General features: G+C 64.6%; 12 protein-coding genes and 3 riboswitches. Of the genes, 8 read left to right on the top strand and 4 right to left on the bottom strand.

Going from position 1 to position 15,925, the window contains the following annotated elements:
* The first annotated feature begins 77 nt into the window (after nt 1–77).
* Together OIU93_RS09415 and OIU93_RS09420 are read left to right on the top strand one after the other, a co-directional pair.
* Nucleotides 78–1,010 (top strand): LysR family transcriptional regulator, encoded by a 933-nt coding sequence (locus OIU93_RS09415; protein ID WP_264269828.1) that lies wholly within the window; start codon nt 78–80, stop codon nt 1,008–1,010.
* Between the two features lie 152 nt (nt 1,011–1,162).
* Complete coding sequence (locus OIU93_RS09420; protein ID WP_264269829.1) at nt 1,163–1,810, top strand: class I SAM-dependent methyltransferase; 648 nt, start codon at nt 1,163–1,165, stop codon at nt 1,808–1,810.
* A 4-nt stretch (nt 1,811–1,814) separates the two neighbouring features.
* On the opposite strand, the gene acs is transcribed toward OIU93_RS09420, so the two are convergent.
* The 4 genes from acs to OIU93_RS09440 all read right to left on the bottom strand — a co-directional run bounded on the left by acs (nt 1,815) and on the right by OIU93_RS09440 (nt 6,674).
* The gene (acs, locus tag OIU93_RS09425; RefSeq protein WP_264269830.1) at nt 1,815–3,791 is read right to left on the bottom strand and encodes an acetate--CoA ligase; all 1,977 of its coding nucleotides are present in this window, start codon (nt 3,789–3,791) and stop codon (nt 1,815–1,817) included.
* A 125-nt stretch (nt 3,792–3,916) separates the two neighbouring features.
* Nucleotides 3,917–4,747 carry an ABC transporter permease gene (locus OIU93_RS09430; protein WP_372342900.1) on the bottom strand — a complete coding sequence of 277 codons (831 nt, stop codon included), beginning with the start codon at nt 4,745–4,747 and terminating at the stop codon, nt 3,917–3,919.
* A complete protein-coding gene (locus OIU93_RS09435) occupies nt 4,747–5,775 on the bottom strand; it encodes an aliphatic sulfonate ABC transporter substrate-binding protein (RefSeq protein ID WP_264269831.1) in 1,029 nt (342 codons plus the stop codon). Before OIU93_RS09435 ends, OIU93_RS09430 begins: the two co-directional genes overlap by 1 nt.
* A gap of 86 nt (nt 5,776–5,861) precedes the next feature.
* Entirely contained in the window at nt 5,862–6,674 is an 813-nt protein-coding gene (locus tag OIU93_RS09440) for an ABC transporter ATP-binding protein (RefSeq protein ID WP_264269832.1), read from the bottom strand.
* A gap of 4 nt (nt 6,675–6,678) precedes the next feature.
* Nucleotides 6,679–6,769, bottom strand: a riboswitch (SAM riboswitch).
* Between the two features lie 423 nt (nt 6,770–7,192).
* Nucleotides 7,193–7,290, top strand: a riboswitch (SAM riboswitch).
* Between the two features lie 6 nt (nt 7,291–7,296).
* Here OIU93_RS09440 and OIU93_RS09445 point away from each other — a divergent pair.
* From OIU93_RS09445 to OIU93_RS09470, 6 genes are all read left to right on the top strand, one after another.
* Nucleotides 7,297–8,634: an acyl-CoA dehydrogenase family protein gene (locus tag OIU93_RS09445; RefSeq protein ID WP_264269833.1), complete on the top strand. Its 1,338-nt coding sequence runs from the start codon at nt 7,297–7,299 to the stop codon at nt 8,632–8,634.
* An 82-nt stretch (nt 8,635–8,716) separates the two neighbouring features.
* Complete coding sequence (locus tag OIU93_RS09450; protein ID WP_264269834.1) at nt 8,717–10,120, top strand: LLM class flavin-dependent oxidoreductase; 1,404 nt, start codon at nt 8,717–8,719, stop codon at nt 10,118–10,120.
* Nucleotides 10,121–10,496: 376 nt separating this feature from the next.
* Nucleotides 10,497–10,591: riboswitch (SAM riboswitch) on the top strand.
* 106 nt (nt 10,592–10,697) lie between these two features.
* Entirely contained in the window at nt 10,698–12,356 is a 1,659-nt protein-coding gene (locus tag OIU93_RS09455; protein WP_264269835.1) for an ABC transporter substrate-binding protein, read from the top strand.
* 6 nt (nt 12,357–12,362) lie between these two features.
* Complete coding sequence (locus OIU93_RS09460) at nt 12,363–13,322, top strand: ABC transporter permease (protein WP_264269836.1); 960 nt, start codon at nt 12,363–12,365, stop codon at nt 13,320–13,322.
* A gap of 20 nt (nt 13,323–13,342) precedes the next feature.
* On the top strand, nt 13,343–14,251 hold the full coding sequence (locus tag OIU93_RS09465) for an ABC transporter permease (RefSeq protein ID WP_264269837.1): 909 nt from the start codon (nt 13,343–13,345) through the stop codon (nt 14,249–14,251).
* Between the two features lie 13 nt (nt 14,252–14,264).
* Nucleotides 14,265–15,902: an ABC transporter ATP-binding protein gene (locus OIU93_RS09470; protein WP_264269838.1), complete on the top strand. Its 1,638-nt coding sequence runs from the start codon at nt 14,265–14,267 to the stop codon at nt 15,900–15,902.
* The last annotated feature ends 23 nt before the right edge of the window (nt 15,903–15,925 follow it).

Raw genomic sequence — 15,925 nt, forward strand, 5'->3', positions numbered from 1 at the left:
TCTTACTCACGAGGGTATGGATCGATGCTCTGCAATAAAAGCGCAAGATTTTGGGGATAATGATGCAGAATAGGTGCATGATCGATCCGCGACTCACCACGCTCAGAGTGTTTGCCCGGACCGGCACCGTCGGGGCAACCGCGGAACTCACCGGATATTCGCCCTCAGCGGTGTCGGCACAGTTGCGTGAGCTGCAGCGCGTGTTGGGCATGGAGCTGCTGGCGAAGGACGGGCGGGGCGTGCGCCTGACGGCCACCGGCAGGTTCCTCGTGACGGGCTCCGACGTGTTGATGACGGAATGGGAGCGGCTGCGGGCCGCGGCGCTCCAGGCCGGCGACCAGGTACAGTCCCACTTCGGGCTGGGCGGCTTTTCTACCGCGGCTGCCCAGCTGCTCGCGCCGCTGGCCGCCACCCTGCGTACGGCACGTCCCTCGGTGGACGTCCAGGTGCTCGAGGCGAATCCGGCACGTTGCTTCGACCTGCTGGTCGCCGAACGAATCGACCTGGCGGTCATCGTGGCCATGCAGTCCCAGACCCATGTTGAGGAAGATCCGCGCTTCGAGCAGACAACGCTGCTCAACGATCCCCTCGACGTGATCCTCCCCTCCGACCACCCGCTGGCAACGCGGGAGACGGTAACGCTCGAAGAGCTGGCGAGCGAGCCCTGGATCACCGAAGCCCCGGGGTCCACCTATCATTCCCTGTTCACTGCGGCGTTTACGGCCGTCGGAGTCACGCCGAGAATTGCCCACGAGGCCGTTGAGTGGGAAACCCAGGTCGCCTTCGTCGGAGCTGGTCTTGGAGTTGGACTGCTGCCGCGCCTGGCGCCCCTGGGAAGCGCAGAGAATGTGACCCGACTGCGCATCTCGGGCCAGGGGAAACCCGCCCGCAGGATTGTCGCGGCGGTGCGCAAAGGCAGCCTCGGCTCACCGCTGATCAAGGAATCGCTCGGGATCCTGCAGGGCAGGGCGAAGCGAATCCTCACCGAACGGCTGGATGGGGAAGGGTGAAGCCGCGATCGCGGCGTTCGCGCCCGGGGGCGCGACGTCGTGAGGTGCCGGAGGGCAAATACCATGTGGCGAATGCGTGTGGACGGGACCGCGTGAAGATCGGCGTGGTCCACGCCTAGAAAACACTGCCCGCGCGGGCGCACCATGTGTGCATGAGCGAATCGTTTTTTGGGGATCCCGAATACTATGCCCGGTGTGCGAAGGCCTACGACGCCATGATCGGCTCAAAGGTGTACAACAAGGTGTTCTGGGGCACCGACCCCCGGCAATATTCAATCTTCGCGGCCCAGGCCATTGCCTCCGGGAAAGGTCCGCTGCTGGAGGTTGCGGTCGGCACGGCGCAGGCCACGGCGACACTGCACGTGGCAAGTGCCCGGACGACGACGTTGGTGGACATGAGCGGACCGATGTTGAAGTTGGCCGGTGAATCCATCGCCACTGCCGCCGGAGGCACACTGCCCGATCGAATCACCCTGGAATGCCGGGACATGCTCGCGCCCCCGGGGGGCCGGCGGTACGAAACAATTCTCGGTCTGGGGCTGCTGCACCTGGTCCCGGATGTCACCGCCACCGTCCGGGAGCTGGGCAGGCAACTCGAAGATCACGGGAAGCTGTTCCTGGCCTCATTGGTCAGGGGATCGGCCCGGTCCAACGCCTATCTTGCGCTACTGAAGGCGCACGGAGACATTGCCAGGATCCGATCCGGCACCGAGCTCTTCGACGAAGTCAGGGCCAGCGGTCTTGGATCCGTCACGCTGGCCCGTCGCGGGGCGATGGCGTACGTGGAGATTTCGCGGTAGCCGGTTAGGCGTCGCAGATCTCCTTGATCTGTGCGATGCACGGCTCGTTCTGCAGGCTGGTGGTGTCGCCCAGGGCGCTGCGCTCAAAGAGCTGGGTCAGCAGCCTGCGCATGATCTTGCCCGAGCGGGTCTTGGGCACATCGGGAACGAAGACGATCTCGCGCGGCTTGGCGATGGGACCGATCTGGGTTGCCACGTGGTTGCGAAGCTCCGCAATGAGGGCCTGTTGCTTTGCCAGCGCTTCGCCGGCCAGGTCCGTTCCCACCAAGGACTTGTCGAACGGCACCACGAACGCGGTGGCCGCGTGGCCGGTCTTGGCATCGCTGGTCGGGCAAACCCCGGCCTCGACGACTGCCGGGTGCGTGACTAGTGCCGATTCGATTTCGATGGTGGAAAGCCGGTGCCCGGAAATGTTGATGACATCGTCCGTGCGGCCCAGGATCCAGATGTCCCCGTCCTCATCGAAGCGCGCCCCGTCACCGGCCAGGAACCAGCCCTGCTGCGCGTACTTCTCCCAGTAGGAGGTGTAGTAGCGCTCGGGGTTGCCCCAGACGGTGCGGGCCATGGACGGCCCGGTCTTGGTCAGCACGATGTAGCCCTGCAGGTTCTTCTCCACTGTTTGCGCCGCATCGTCGACGATGTCCACGGCTACGCCGGGCAGCGCGCGGGTGCCGCAGCCGGGTTTGAACGCGGTGTCGTCCTGGCGCGGGGAGAGGATCGTGGCACCGGTCTCGGACTGCCACCAGGTGTCGACCATGGGGATGCCGGCGGCGGTGTCGCGTCCGACTTGGCTGCGCAGCCAGCGCCACGCCTCGGGGTTCACGGCTTCGCCGACGGTTCCTGCCAACCGGATCGAGGACAGGTCGTAGTCCTCGGGGATTCCCTCGGGGAACCAGCCCATCAGCGAGCGCACCAACGTGGGCGCGGTGTAGTAGCTGGTCACGCCGTAGCGGGCGATGATTTCGAAGTGGCGGCCCGGGTGCGGGGCATTGGGCACGCCCTCGTAGATGACCTGGGTGACGCCGTTGGACAGCGGTCCGTAGATCTCATAGGTGTGCGCGGTGACCCAGGCCAGGTCGGCGGTGCACCAGTGGACGTCGTTCTCGCGCTTGGCCGGATCCGGGTTCGAGAAGAGGAACTCGTGGCTCCACGAGGCCTGGGTCAGGTAGCCGCCGGTGGTGTGGACCAGGCCCTTGGGCTGGCCGGTGGTGCCGGAGGTGTACATGATGAACAAGGGCGTTTCGGCGTCGAAGGCCTCGGGGGTGTGTTCGGTGCTCGCGGTGTCGACCGCCTCGTGCCACCACACGTCCCTGCCCTGCACCCAGTTGATGTCGGTGTGCCCGGTGCGGTTGATGACCAGGACGTGCTCGATCGAGTTTTCGCCGGAAACGGCCTCGTCGGCGTGCGCCTTGACCGGGACCGATGTGCCGCGGCGGAACTGGCCGTCGGTGGTGACCAGGAGCTTGGCGGCGGTGTCCTCGACGCGGAACTTCAGGGCTTCGGCGGAGAAGCCGCCGAAGACCAGCGAGTGCACTGCGCCGATGCGCGCGCAGGCCAGGGTGATGACGATGGTTTCCACCAACACCGGCAGGTAGATGACCACGCGGTCGCCCTTGGTGATGCCCAAGGCGACCAGCGCATTGGCGGCCTGGGAAACACGGTCCTGCAGGTCCTTGTACGTGACGGTGGTGGTGTCGCCGGGCTCGCCCTCGAAGTGCAGGGCCACCTTGTCGCCGCGACCGGCTTCCACATGGCGGTCCACGCAGTTGTAGGCGGCGTTGAGCTTGCCGCCCTCGAACCAGCGCAACTCGGGTCCACGCCGCGTCTCCGGGTCCACGCCGGTGCTGCTGTGGACGGTGTGCCATTGGTCGGACCAGCTCAGGCGCCGCGCCGCGGCGTCCCAGAAGGCCAGGCGTTCGGCTTCGTTCCAGGTGGCCTCGTTGGCGATGCCGGGGGCGGTCGTGTTCAGGGTTTCAGTCATTGTCTTCTCCATCGGTCCTGGCGCTGGCACTCCACCGCATATGTGGTTGCTGCGCCGTCACGGAGCCGGTTCTCTTGGCCGCTCGGGATGCTTTTCTTCGGTGGTTCTTGGGCAGGTTTGCCGGGTCAGGCCCAGCGTTTGATGGCCCAGCGTTCGGCCAAGCCCACCAACGCGTCGGTGGTCTTGCCCAGCACGGCCAGCAGTATGATGGCGAGGATCAGTCGATCGATGCGGCCGTTGTTTTGAGAATCAAGCAGCAGGAACCCCAGGCCCATGGAGGATGCGATTAATTCGGCGGCCACCAGGAAAAGCCAGGCTTGGGCCAGGGCCAGCCGGAGGCCGGAAAATATTGCCGGAACCACCGCGGGAAGCTGGATGGTCGTCAACAGCTTGACGCCCTTGAGTCCGAAAGCGCGGCCGGCCTCGATCAAGTTCTTGTCCACGTGGCGCAGGGCCAGGTACACGGTGGTGAATACGGGGAAGAACGCACCAATGACAATCAGGGTGACCTTTGAGTCCTCACCGATCTTCATCCACAGGATCAACAGCGGGACCCAGGCCAGGGATGGCACCGCGCGAAATGCCCCGATGGTCGGCGCCAGCAAAGCGTCGGCTATGCGCGACAAGCCGACCAAGGCGCCGATGGCCAGGCCCAGCACCGCGCCGATGGCAAAGCCGACCAGGACGCGCTGGGTTGAGATGCCAATGTGGTTGCCCAGTTCTCCGCGACCGAGAAGATCCACCGCGGCGGAAAACACCGAGGCCGGCGACGGCAACTGAGCCGGGGTGACCCACCCGAACGAGGTCGCACCCTGCCACAGGGCGAGAATGAACAGCGGCACCAACGTGCCCAGGCCGATGCGGCCCAGCCGGGATGCCAGCAGTGGGCCCCCGGGCATGGACGCGCCGTTGCCGTTGGTCGATTCGCTGGTGTCCAGGGACAGGTCAGCGGACATTAGGAGGCCTTGACCTTGGATGAATCGGCCTTCTTGGCGAACGAGTCGTCAATCAGGGTGCTGAGTGCGGCATCTACGGCGGCCTGGTCCGTGACGTCGTGGGTTTGAACGAAGATCGGCCCGACGACGGTGAGGACGTCGATCAGCTTTTCACCGGGTACCGCCGAAACATCGAGGTTGGAACGCTCGAGGATCACCTTTTCGGCAACCGGCGTTTCCAGCCCGGCCACGTCGGCCAGGATGGTCGCGGTTTCCTGCTGGTTGTCCGCAGCCCACTCACGGGCCTTTTCGTAGGAATCCACCACGGCCTGTGCGACTTCCGGGGAATCCTTGAGGAAGGATTCGGTCGCATTCAGCGCGCCGTAGGTGTTGAAGTCCAGGTTGCGGTAGATCAGCGTGGCGCCGTTTTCCTCGGCGCCGGCCATGATCGGGTCCAGTCCACTCCAGGCGTCCACGGAGCCATTTTCCAAGGCAGCGCGCCCATCGGCGTGCTGGAGGTTTTCCACCGTCACGTCGTCGGGACCAAGCCCTGCCTGTTCCAGGGCCTGCAGCAAGAAGAAGTAAGGATCGGTTCCCTTGGTGGCAGCCACGGATTTGCCCTTCAGGTCGGAGACCTCCTTGATGGGGGAGTCCTTGGCGACCACAAGGGCAGCCCACTCGGGCTGCGAGTAGATGTCGATGGTCTTGATCGGTGAACCATTGGAGCGGGCCAGCAGGGCGGCGGAGCCCGCGGTCGATCCCACGTCGATGGCGCCCGCGCGGAGCGCTTCGTTGGCCTTGTTGGAACCGGCCGACTGCACCCAGTTCACGGTGACGCCCTGGTCCTTCAGCGATGCTTCCAGCCAGCCCTTTTCCTTGAGCACCAAGCTCAACGGGTTGTAGGTGGCGAAGTCGATGTTGAGCGTCGTGGCTTCGTTGGCGCTGGCGCCGCCGGAGCCTTCGCCGGCGCAACCGGTCAGCAGTGCGGTGGCAGTTGCCAGCGCGGTGGTGGCGATGAGCGCGCGACGCGAGAAGAATTTGCGGTTCATAAGTGGTTTCCTTGAGTGTTCGACCGCACGCCAGTGCGGCGCTGGTTCTAAGAAGCGAGTGGAGTGGAAGTGATTGGGGGCCGGTGCTAGTGGCGGTGCGCGTCAACGCCGAGCGACGCCAGCAGCGAGCTGCGCATTCGGGCCAGGGCTTCATCGCTGCGGTGGCGCGGACGTGCGCCGGGGACCGTGAGGACCTGGGTGACGGTGGCGGAGGTGGCGCCGTTCGGGCGACCCAACACCACGATGCGGTCGGCCAACTGGAGCGCCTCGTCGACGTCGTGGGTGACCAGCAAGACGGTCGTCGGGTAGGCGCCGTGGATGTCCAGCAGCAGGTCCTGCATTTTCAGGCGTGTAAGTGCATCCAGCGCGCCGAATGGTTCATCCAGCAGCAGGACTCCGGGGCGTCGGGCCAGTGCCCGTGCAAGCGAGGTGCGCTGGGCCATGCCGCCGGAAATTTCCCGCGGCCGTAAGGTGCTGTGGGCATCCAACTCGACGAGTTCCAGGAGTTCGGCTACGCGGGTGGCGCCAATGGAACGGTCCGTACCCTGGGGAAGCCCCAAAGCCACGTTCTTTTCAACGGATTGCCACGGCAGCAAGCGCGGTTCCTGGAAAGCCACGGCGCATCGGGCGTCCAGGCCGTTGACGGCGGTGCCGTCGATCAGGACCTGGCCCGTGGAGGGTCGGTCCAGTCCGGAGACCGAGCGAAGCAACGTGGACTTGCCGCAACCGCTAGGGCCAAGGATTGCCACGACTTCGCCGCCCGCGATCTCGAGGTCGACATCACCCAACACTTTGCGACCGTCGAAGCTGCGTCCAACGCCTTTGAACGTCACGCGAAGCGCCGGGTTGGAGCCGCGTGCCGGTAGGGAAAGCGTGGGGTGGTCAAGCGTGGAAGTCATGTTCTCTCCATCGTTCCTGGCGGTAGCACCGGCCTCGGTCGAGGTGGTTGCTGCGGCGTCATGGAGCCAGATCTCTCGGCCGCTCGGGATGGGTTGTTACCTTCATCAAAGTCGATCCGGCGTCATGGAGGCAAGCCGGCCGTAATGTGACGAAACGTTCGACAAGCCGGAAAGAATCGGCAATCCATCGAATGAAATTTGATGAAATAGGGAATTTTCATCTTCTTTCCACGAGCGCCAAAGTGCCGGCGGGGGACCGCCCTCCCGGCCCGCGTATCACGCGTCCAGCCGCGTGAACCCGCTGTCGGGCGGGCCGGCTGAACCTGGGGCCCCGGGTCGCCTGACCTCCGCGCCAAGGCTGGTGTCTCGTCGAAGAAATGGTTGTCGGATCGGCGTTGGGTCGCTACTGAGCCGATGCCGCGGCGGGCCAGGAAGCCCGCTGTGCCCTGTGACGCACGTGCCATTTGTGACGAACCGGGTTGTCTCCGCTTCGCCGGGGCGTGTAGAAATATGTCCAACAACCATCCAGAGCGGCCGAGAGATCTGGCTCCATGACGCCGCAGCAACCCCTTCCCCTTAATTGGGCGGTAGGTGCTCACGCCAGGACCGATGGAGAGAATTCATGGCTATCGATTCATTTGCACTAGCGCACGCCGTCGAGGCGGACCCGAACATCTTTGGCGCCGTCAACCTCGACGCATTCACCGGCGACACCCCCGCCCGACACCTGCTCAAACTCACGCCGGGCGTTCCACTGAACGGTCACTATGACGAGTTGGCTGCGATTTTCCGCCCGGTCTTCGCCAAGATCGCGGTCGGGGCCGGCGAGCGCGATGCCAACCGGACTCTCCCCTTTGAACCTGTCGGTTGGCTGAACCGGGTGCGATTCGGGGCATTGCGCATCCCGGTGGCAGCAGGTGGCTATGGGGCAAGCGTGTCCGACTTGTTCCGCCTCTTGATCGAACTCGCCGAGGCGGATTCACAGGTGGCGCACCTGTGGCGCTCACACATCGGCTTCGTCGAATCCGTGCTGTTGCTTGAGGACGATGCCTTGCGGCACCGTTGGATCGAGCGCATTGTTGCCGGCCAGATCGTCGGCAACGCCTACACCGAGCGCGGCGGGAACCGGTTGGGCACGCTCAACACGACCATTGCCAAGCAGGGCGAACGCTGGATCCTCAATGGCGAGAAATACTATTGCACCGGCACGATCTACGCCGATTGGGTCGCCGTCGCCGTGGCGCATCCGGCCCGCGCCGGCCGCCAGATCGCGGTGGTCTCCACGCAGCATTCCGGGGTCAAGATCTTTGACGACTGGGACGGATTCGGGCAGCAACTCACCGGCACCGGCTCGACCACGTTCGAGAACGTCCCGGTGGACACGATCCTGCCCGACGAACAGCAGGTCAACGACCCGGAATCCGCCATCTTCCAGCTGGTGCTCCTGGGGGTCCAAGCCGGAATCACGCGCGCGGTTCTCAATGACGTGCGCTCGTCGGTCCAGGCCCGCACTCGAAGCTTCAGCACCGGAACGGGCGTTCCGGTGCGCGAGGAACCCCAGGTGCTCCAATTGGTCGGCGAGATCTCGGGCACCGCGTTCGCCGTCGACTCCATCGTCCTGGCCGCCGTGGCGGAGATCGAGATCGCGCTTGCCGATGCCTCGCTGAGCCCGGCAGAGCGGTTTGCGGTGTGTGAACTCGCCGCGGATCGGGCGCAAGCCGTGGTCCAGCCGCTGGTTCTCTCGGCGGCGACCAAGCTTTTTGACGGACTGGGCGCCTCGGCAACCGCCAAGGGCTGCAACCTGGACCGGCACTGGCGCAACGCGCGCACCGTTGCCACCCACAACCCGGCGATCTACAAGGCGCGCATCATCGGCGACTACGAGGTCAATGGAACGGCACCCCAGCAGCTCAACGCCATCGGCGACGTGGGTGCAATACCGGCAACCGGCCTCCCCTAAAACCGCCAACCGCCACCGAACCAATGACTTGATCCGCGCACCATCGGATCCGCAAACTCCCACCACCTCGCGAAGGACAAACATGAGCCAGACACCCGCCCCCCGCCACATCCGTTTCAACGCCTTCGACATGAACTGCGTGGGGCACCAGTCCCCGGGTCTGTGGAAGCACCCCAAGGACCAGTCCGCCCGCTATAAGGACCTGTCCTACTGGACCGACCTGGCCAAGACCCTGGAAAAGGGCAAGTTCGACGGCATCTTCATCGCCGACGTGCTGGGCACCTACGACGTCTTCGGCGGCTCCAACGAGGTACCGCTGCGCGCCGGCACCCAGGTCCCGGTCAACGACCCCTTCATGCTGGTTTCGGCCATGGCCTCGGTGACCGAGAACCTCGGCTTCGGCGTCACCGCCGGGACGTCCTACGAGCACCCCTACCCCTTCGCCCGCCGCCTGGCGACCCTCGACCACCTGACCAAGGGCCGCGTCGGGTGGAATGTCGTGACCGGCTACCTGCCCTCCGCCGCACGGAACATGGGCCAGGAGGACCAGCTCGAGCACGACGAGCGCTACAACCAGGCCGACGAGTACATGGAGGTCATCTACAAGTTGCTCGAGGGCTCCTGGGAAGAGGACGCGGTGGTGCGCGACGTTGAGCGCGGCATCTTCACCGATCCGACCAAGGTCCATGAGATCAACCACGAGGGCAAGTACTTCAAGGTCCCGGGCATTGCCATCACCGAACCCAGCCCGCAGCGCACCCCCGTGGTGTTCCAGGCCGGCGCCTCGCCGCGCGGACTGAAGTTCGCCTCGGAGAACGCCGAGGCGGTCTTCGTGACCTCCCCGACCAAGGAAATGCTCAAGGCCACCGTCACCAAGATCCGCGACGCCGCCGAGGCCGCGGGCCGCGGCCGTTACGACGTGCGCATCTACGCCATGCAGACGATCATCACGGATGTGGACTCGGCGGCAGCGCAGGCCAAGTTCGAGGACTACAAGTCCTACGCCGACATCGACGGGGCCCTCGCCCTGATCTCCGGCTGGATGGGCGTGGACATGTCCACCTACGGCCCGGACGACGTCATTGGCGCCAACGTGAAGTCCAACGCGATCCAGTCGACCGTCACGACCTTCCAAAAGGCCAGCGGAGACGACGGGAACCCGTGGACCATCCGCCAGCTGGCCGAATGGGTGGGCGTTGGCGGGTTCGGACCGATCACCGTCGGCTCGCCGACCGAGGTTGCCGACAAGCTCATCGAGTGGGTCGAAGACACCGACGTGGACGGGTTCAACCTGGCCTATGCCATCACCCCGGGAACCTTTGAGGACATCGTGGAGTTCATCGTTCCGGAGCTGCAGGCCCGCGGTGCCTACCCGACCGAATACGTCGAGGGCACGCTGCGCAACAAGCTCTTCGGCAAGGGAGACCGCGTCCAGGACTCCCACCGCGCGGCCAACTACCGGTTCGCCAACGCCGAGGTCAAGTAGCATGGCCTAGTTTCCTCAGGGATTTCGGGCGGTGGCGCACCTTTTGGGTGCGTCGCCGCCCGAGGCATTTAAGGGGCAGTGCAGGTTCAGCCGGACGGCAACCTGAAGCCCGGGCAGGGAATCGGTCGACAATTGGCCCAGTCGTTGGGTTTCGGAGCACGAACTTGGGGGCATTATCAATATGACGAACGCGTGAAGCAAGGCCAGGATCCTTGGGGTGTCACATTCAGTCTTATGACGTTCCGTGAAGTGAAAGCGGCACCGGGGACGCCCTCTGCGTCGATTTGTTTCATGGCAAGCCCCATTCTGTTGGTTCCATCGAAGATTCTGCGACACACTGGAATTGTTCGAGGATGGAAAACACCACCACGGACGCACACCATCCAGAGCGGCTGAGAGACCTGGCTCGTTGACGCCGCAGCAACCACTCCCGTCACGGGGATCCGGTGCTACCGCCAGGACCGATGGAGATAGCCAAAATCTGCGCGGTCCGCCGAATACCGTCATGCCTGAGGCAGATGTTCGACTGATTAGCCATGTTGCGGCGTTCCTCGGGTGAACCGAGAAGGAATGAATCATGGGCAACACCACACCACCAGCGAAGCGTCGCCTTCCCACCGGCATTGGCGTCAAGATCCTGGCCGCGCTTTCCGTGGCCACCCTGGCCCTGAGCGCATGCGGATCGGGAGACCAGACAGCGGGAAACGCCGCCGGGCCACCAAACAACGGGCCCGTCCAGGGCGGAACCTTCGTGTACGCCGAAGTGGCGCCGATCAACAACTGGCAGACCCAAGCCGCACGCTTCTACGAGAAGTCCAATGTGCTCAATAGCGTGCTCGACCGCCTGACATACTTCGACACGGAATCGGGAAAGCTTGTGGGCTGGATTGCCTCCGAGTTCACCGCCAACAAGAACCAGACCGAGTTCACCTTCACCATTCGTGATGGCGTCAGCTTCTCGGATGGCACGCCACTCGATGCCAAGGCCGTCAAGGAAAACCTTGACGCCCTCGGCAAGGGCGTCAAGAGCGCACAGGTGGCACCGAACGTCGACTTCGCCGCATACAAGTCCGCCGAAGTCGTGGGAAAGAACCAGGTCAAGGTCACGCTTAAGACCCCCGACGCGAACTTCCTGCGTGCCACGTCATCCGTAACGGCCGGTCTGGTTTCACCGTCCACGCTGAAACTGGACAATGCCGGGCAGTCGGCCATCGCCAGGATCGTCGGTTCGGGCCCCTTCGTCTTCGAATCCGAGAAGACCGACGAAGAGGTTACCTTCGCCAAGCGCGCTGATTACAAATGGGCGCCCGAGACAGCGGCAAACCAGGGCGCAGCCTACCTGGACAAGCTCGTGGTGAAGTACCTGCCCGAGGTGGCGCACCGGGCCGGCGCCGTGCAAACCGGACAGGTCGACCTGGTCCGCGGCCTTCAGCCCGTGGACGAGCAGACACTCCAAGGCAGCGGCGACCAGGTGCTGCCGGCCAAGGGCGTGGACCTGACCACCAATATGGCGGCGGTCCGCATCGGTAGCGGCAAGCTCGCGGACACCAAGGTGCGCCAGGCGCTTCAGGTCGGCATCGACCGCCAGTCCATCAAGGACACGGTGCTCTCGGACAGCTACGTCATTGCCGATTCGGTGCTGAACCATGCTGCCCCCGGGTTCATCGACCTCTCCGCGGATTTGGCCTACAACCCGGAAAAGTCGAAGGCCCTGCTCGATGAAGCGGGCTGGGTTGTCGGAGCCGATGGAGTGCGTGAAAAGGGCGGCAAGAAGTTGGAGATCACTGTGACCAGTTCCAACAACTCCGTGGTCATCAAGCCGGCCTTCGAGCTCATCGAGCAGCAATGGCGGGAAATCGGCGTCAAGCTGGTCAACCGTGCCGCAGACAACACGTTCCTGACCACGGCAATGATTGATCCCAACATCGAGTTCTTTGGGACGCGCCAGTTTGCCTACGGCGGTTTGGGCCCGGTCTTTGGCCCGGAGAACAACACCCAGACGTTGAACGCCGACAGCGAGCTCAACGCGCTGTTCGCCAAGGAACGTGCCGCCACCAGCGAGGCGGAGCACAAGGAACTGGTCGCCGAGGAACAGCGCCAGCTGGTCAGCGAAAAGGCCTTGTCCCTGGTCCTGTGGGACGAGGTCCAGGTCTACGGCGGCATCGCCGACGCCCACGTCGAATTCACCTCCGGCACCGCCCCGATTTTCCAGGGCGCCTGGAAGACCGGGGAGTAGCCAACCATGGCCGCATACATCGCGCGACGCATCGGACAGGCCTTACTGGTCATTTGGCTTGCCTACACCCTGGTCTTCCTGGCCGTGCAGCTGCTCCCGAATGACCCGGTGACGATTTTCCTGTCGGCGGATGCTGCGGCCAACCCGGAAACCATAGCGGCCATGAAGGCGCAATACGGATACGACCAACCGCTGTTGGTGCAGTATTTCAGCCAACTGGCCGGTTTGTTCCGGGGTGATTTCGGATATTCGCTGGCCTCGGGCCAGCCTGTTGCAGAACGAATCGGCGCCGTGGCAGGTTCCACCTTGGTGCTGGCTTCCAGTGCCTTCGTGACTGCAGTGGTGTTTGCGGTTCTGTTGGTCGCTTCGACCACGTTGGCTCGGCGGACGTGGTTGAAGCGGCTGATCACCAACCTGCCGCCGCTCTTCGCGGCCGTCCCGGTGTTTTGGCTGGGACTGGTGCTCCTGCAGGTCCTGTCCATCCAACTCGGAATCATGTCACTCTTCCCGGACGGCTCGTTTGCCTCGATCGCCGTCCCGGTCCTGGTCCTGGCCATCCACGTTTCCGCGCCGATCGCCCAGGTGCTACTCAAGAGCGTGGACAACGTCTACGCCCAGCCGTTTGTGGACGTGTTGCGTGCCAAGGGTGCCTCGCCGTCGTGGATCTTCTTTCGCCACACCCTGAAGAACGCCGCCGCACCCGCCATGACCATCAGCGGGATCACGGTGGGAACGTTGCTGGCCGGATCGGTCATCACCGAGACGGTGTTCGCCCGGTCCGGTTTGGGCCAGGTGGTGCTGCAGGCAGTCACCGCGCAGGATGTGGCCCTGGTCCAAGGACTGGTGCTGATCACCGCCACGGCGTTTGTACTCGTGAACCTCGTGGTTGACCTGCTTTACCCGCTATTGGATCCGCGGATCCTCAAGAGTGGAACGCACGGGGCACCGCGCGCACTCGTGGCCTAGGAACGAACGGAGAGGAACCCATGAGCATCAAGCTAGAGGAACCGTTGACTCAGGTTGCCGTGCAGGAGCCCGCCCTCGCCGGGGCGCTTGCGGCGGGGCAGGCAGTGCCCTCGCCCCGGACAAGGAAGGGGGCGCTCGGTTCGCCGGTGTTCTGGCTGACCTGCGCCCCGCTGATCATGGTGCTGGGGTGGGCGTTGTTTCCCGCGCTGTTCAGCGGACTCGACCCCATCAGCGGCGTCCCGGCTGAGAAATTCCAGGCGCCCGGGGCCGACCACTGGTTTGGCACCGATCACTTGGGCCGCGACGTGTTTGCCCGGGTGGTTCACGGCACCAGCCAAACGCTGTTGACCGCGGGCTTGGCCGTGACGATCGGCCTCGTGGCAGGAACCGGGTTGGGGCTGCTCGCGGCAACCGCCGGTCGGGCAGCCGATGCCGTCACCATGCGCCTGATCGATGTCTTGCTCGCCGTCCCGGGATTCCTGGTTTCGTTGATCATCGTCACGGCATTCGCCCCAGGCCCGATTTCCCTGGGAATCGGCGTGGGCATTGCCTCGATCGCGTCGTTTGCGCGCGTGGTGCGATCCGAGGTTTTGCGCGTCCGCAGCCTGGACTATGTGGAAGCCGCCTTCATGAACGGCGGCACGTATTGGTCGGTCGTTTTCAAGCACATCCTGCCCAACTCCTGCGGCCCTGTCCTGGCGCTCCTGGCGGTGGACCTCGGCGTGGCGATCCTGGCCATCTCGGGCCTGGGCTTCCTGGGCTTCGGATCCCCGCCGCCGACCCCCGAGTGGGGTTTGCTCATCGCCGAGGGACGCCAGTACCTCGCCTCGGCCTGGTGGCTCACGACCCTTCCCGGTGCGGTTATCGTCGCCGTTGTCATCCTGCTCGCGGGCCTCGGCCGCCAGCTCCACAAGATCTTCCGTTTCTAGCCAGGAGAACAGCATGAGCACCATCGACTCGGCATCCGCATTGCTGGATATCCGTGGGCTGAGCATCACCTACGGCCAAGGCGACGAAGCAGTCGTCGCCGCAGAGCACATCGACCTCGCACTCAAGCCCGGGGAAATCGTTGCCCTGGTCGGCGAGTCGGGGTCGGGCAAGTCCACCCTCTCCAAGGCCATCATCGGCCTGCTTCCCGAATCCGCAAGGATCCTGGACGGCAGCATCGACCTGGCCGGCGGGAACCTCCTCGACATGCCGGCCAAGGAGCTGGAATCAATCCGCGGCCGACGCATCGGCATGGTCCCGCAGGATCCCGGGGCTTCTCTGGACCCGGTGAAGACTGTGGGCTCCCAGATCTCGGAGGTCTTCCGCCTGCACCCGCAGGGTCGCAAGCGCTCCAAGGCGCAGCTGCGCGCCGAAGTCATCCGGCTGCTGGAACTGGTCGGGATCGACACCCCGGAACAGCGCATCGGCCAGTACCCGCACGAGCTTTCGGGCGGGTTGAAGCAGCGGGTGCTCATTGCCATCGCCTTCGCGTTGGAGCCCGAGCTGCTGATTGCCGACGAGCCCACCTCCGCCCTGGACGTCACGGTCCAGCAGACGGTCCTGGAGGTCTTCACCAAGCTGGCGCGCGAGCTTGGAACCGCTGTCATCTTCGTGACCCACGACCTCGCCGTGGCCACGGACATCGCCGACCGCATCGTGGTCATGCAGCACGGCAGGATCCGCGAGGACCGTCCGGTGCCTGAGATCCTGCGGGCGCCCGAAGACCCCTACACCCGGATGCTGCTGACCGAGGCCACCGCCTCGGGCGACGCATTACGAACCACCGGCGATGCACCCGGCATCGAGGTCCCGGCCATTGAGGTGGCGGGGCTGGGCAAGATCTTCGGCAGCGGGAAAACCGAACGCGCGGCCGTGGACGAGGTCTCGTTCGCGGTGCGCCCCGGCACGACCTTCTCCCTGGTGGGTGAGTCCGGGTCCGGAAAATCCACGACCGCGCGGATGATCATGAGGTTGTTGCAGCCCACGGCCGGAACCGTGAAGATCCACGGGCAGGACGTCACCCAGGTGCGCGGGGCCGCCAAGCGCGAACTCTGGCGCAGCCTGCAGCTGGTGTACCAAAACCCGGATTCGGCCCTTGACCCGCGTTACTCGGTGTCCCGGATCATCAGCGAGCCGCTTGAAAACTATAGGGTCGGCAGCAAGACCGAGCGCAAGATCCGGGTGGCCGAGCTGCTGGACGCGGTCAACCTGCCCAGCCGCATGGCCTCATTGGGTGCCAAGGAACTCTCCGGCGGACAGCGCCAACGCGTGGCCATTGCCCGGGCGCTGGCCCTGGGCGCCAAGACGCTGGTGTTGGACGAGGCCCTTTCCGCGCTCGACGTCCTGACCCAGGCACAGATCCTGGCGCTCCTGGAGGACCTTCAAGTCAACCAGGGCCTGTCCTACCTCTTTATTTCCCACGACCTGCACGTGGTCGAACGCATTTCCCACGATGTGGGAGTCATGCGCCAAGGCCGGCTGGTAGAGGTCGGGGCTGCAGCACAGGTCCTGAAGAATCCCGCCAGCGACTACACCAGGCTCCTGCTGGATTCGAACCCCGGGGCGCTGCTGCGCGAGATGGCAACGAATTAGGCCGTGGACAACAATTTCTTGAA

This window comes from Paeniglutamicibacter sp. ZC-3 (assembly GCF_025847175.2).
GTDB classification, from domain to species: Bacteria; Actinomycetota; Actinomycetes; order Actinomycetales; family Micrococcaceae; genus Paeniglutamicibacter; species Paeniglutamicibacter sulfureus.

What these genes read in the sequence shown, in the direction of transcription:
- OIU93_RS09415 (WP_264269828.1), top strand. Translation starts at nt 78, where the DNA reads ATGATCGATCCGCGACTCACCACGCTCAGAGTGTTTGCCCGGACCGGC.
- OIU93_RS09420 (WP_264269829.1), top strand. Translation starts at nt 1,163, where the DNA reads ATGAGCGAATCGTTTTTTGGGGATCCCGAATACTATGCCCGGTGTGCG.
- acs (WP_264269830.1), bottom strand. Translation starts at nt 3,791, where the DNA reads ATGACTGAAACCCTGAACACGACCGCCCCCGGCATCGCCAACGAGGCC.
- OIU93_RS09430 (WP_372342900.1), bottom strand. Translation starts at nt 4,747, where the DNA reads ATGTCCGCTGACCTGTCCCTGGACACCAGCGAATCGACCAACGGCAAC.
- OIU93_RS09435 (WP_264269831.1), bottom strand. Translation starts at nt 5,775, where the DNA reads ATGAACCGCAAATTCTTCTCGCGTCGCGCGCTCATCGCCACCACCGCG.
- OIU93_RS09440 (WP_264269832.1), bottom strand. Translation starts at nt 6,674, where the DNA reads ATGACTTCCACGCTTGACCACCCCACGCTTTCCCTACCGGCACGCGGC.
- OIU93_RS09445 (WP_264269833.1), top strand. Translation starts at nt 7,297, where the DNA reads ATGGCTATCGATTCATTTGCACTAGCGCACGCCGTCGAGGCGGACCCG.
- OIU93_RS09450 (WP_264269834.1), top strand. Translation starts at nt 8,717, where the DNA reads ATGAGCCAGACACCCGCCCCCCGCCACATCCGTTTCAACGCCTTCGAC.
- OIU93_RS09455 (WP_264269835.1), top strand. Translation starts at nt 10,698, where the DNA reads ATGGGCAACACCACACCACCAGCGAAGCGTCGCCTTCCCACCGGCATT.
- OIU93_RS09460 (WP_264269836.1), top strand. Translation starts at nt 12,363, where the DNA reads ATGGCCGCATACATCGCGCGACGCATCGGACAGGCCTTACTGGTCATT.
- OIU93_RS09465 (WP_264269837.1), top strand. Translation starts at nt 13,343, where the DNA reads ATGAGCATCAAGCTAGAGGAACCGTTGACTCAGGTTGCCGTGCAGGAG.
- OIU93_RS09470 (WP_264269838.1), top strand. Translation starts at nt 14,265, where the DNA reads ATGAGCACCATCGACTCGGCATCCGCATTGCTGGATATCCGTGGGCTG.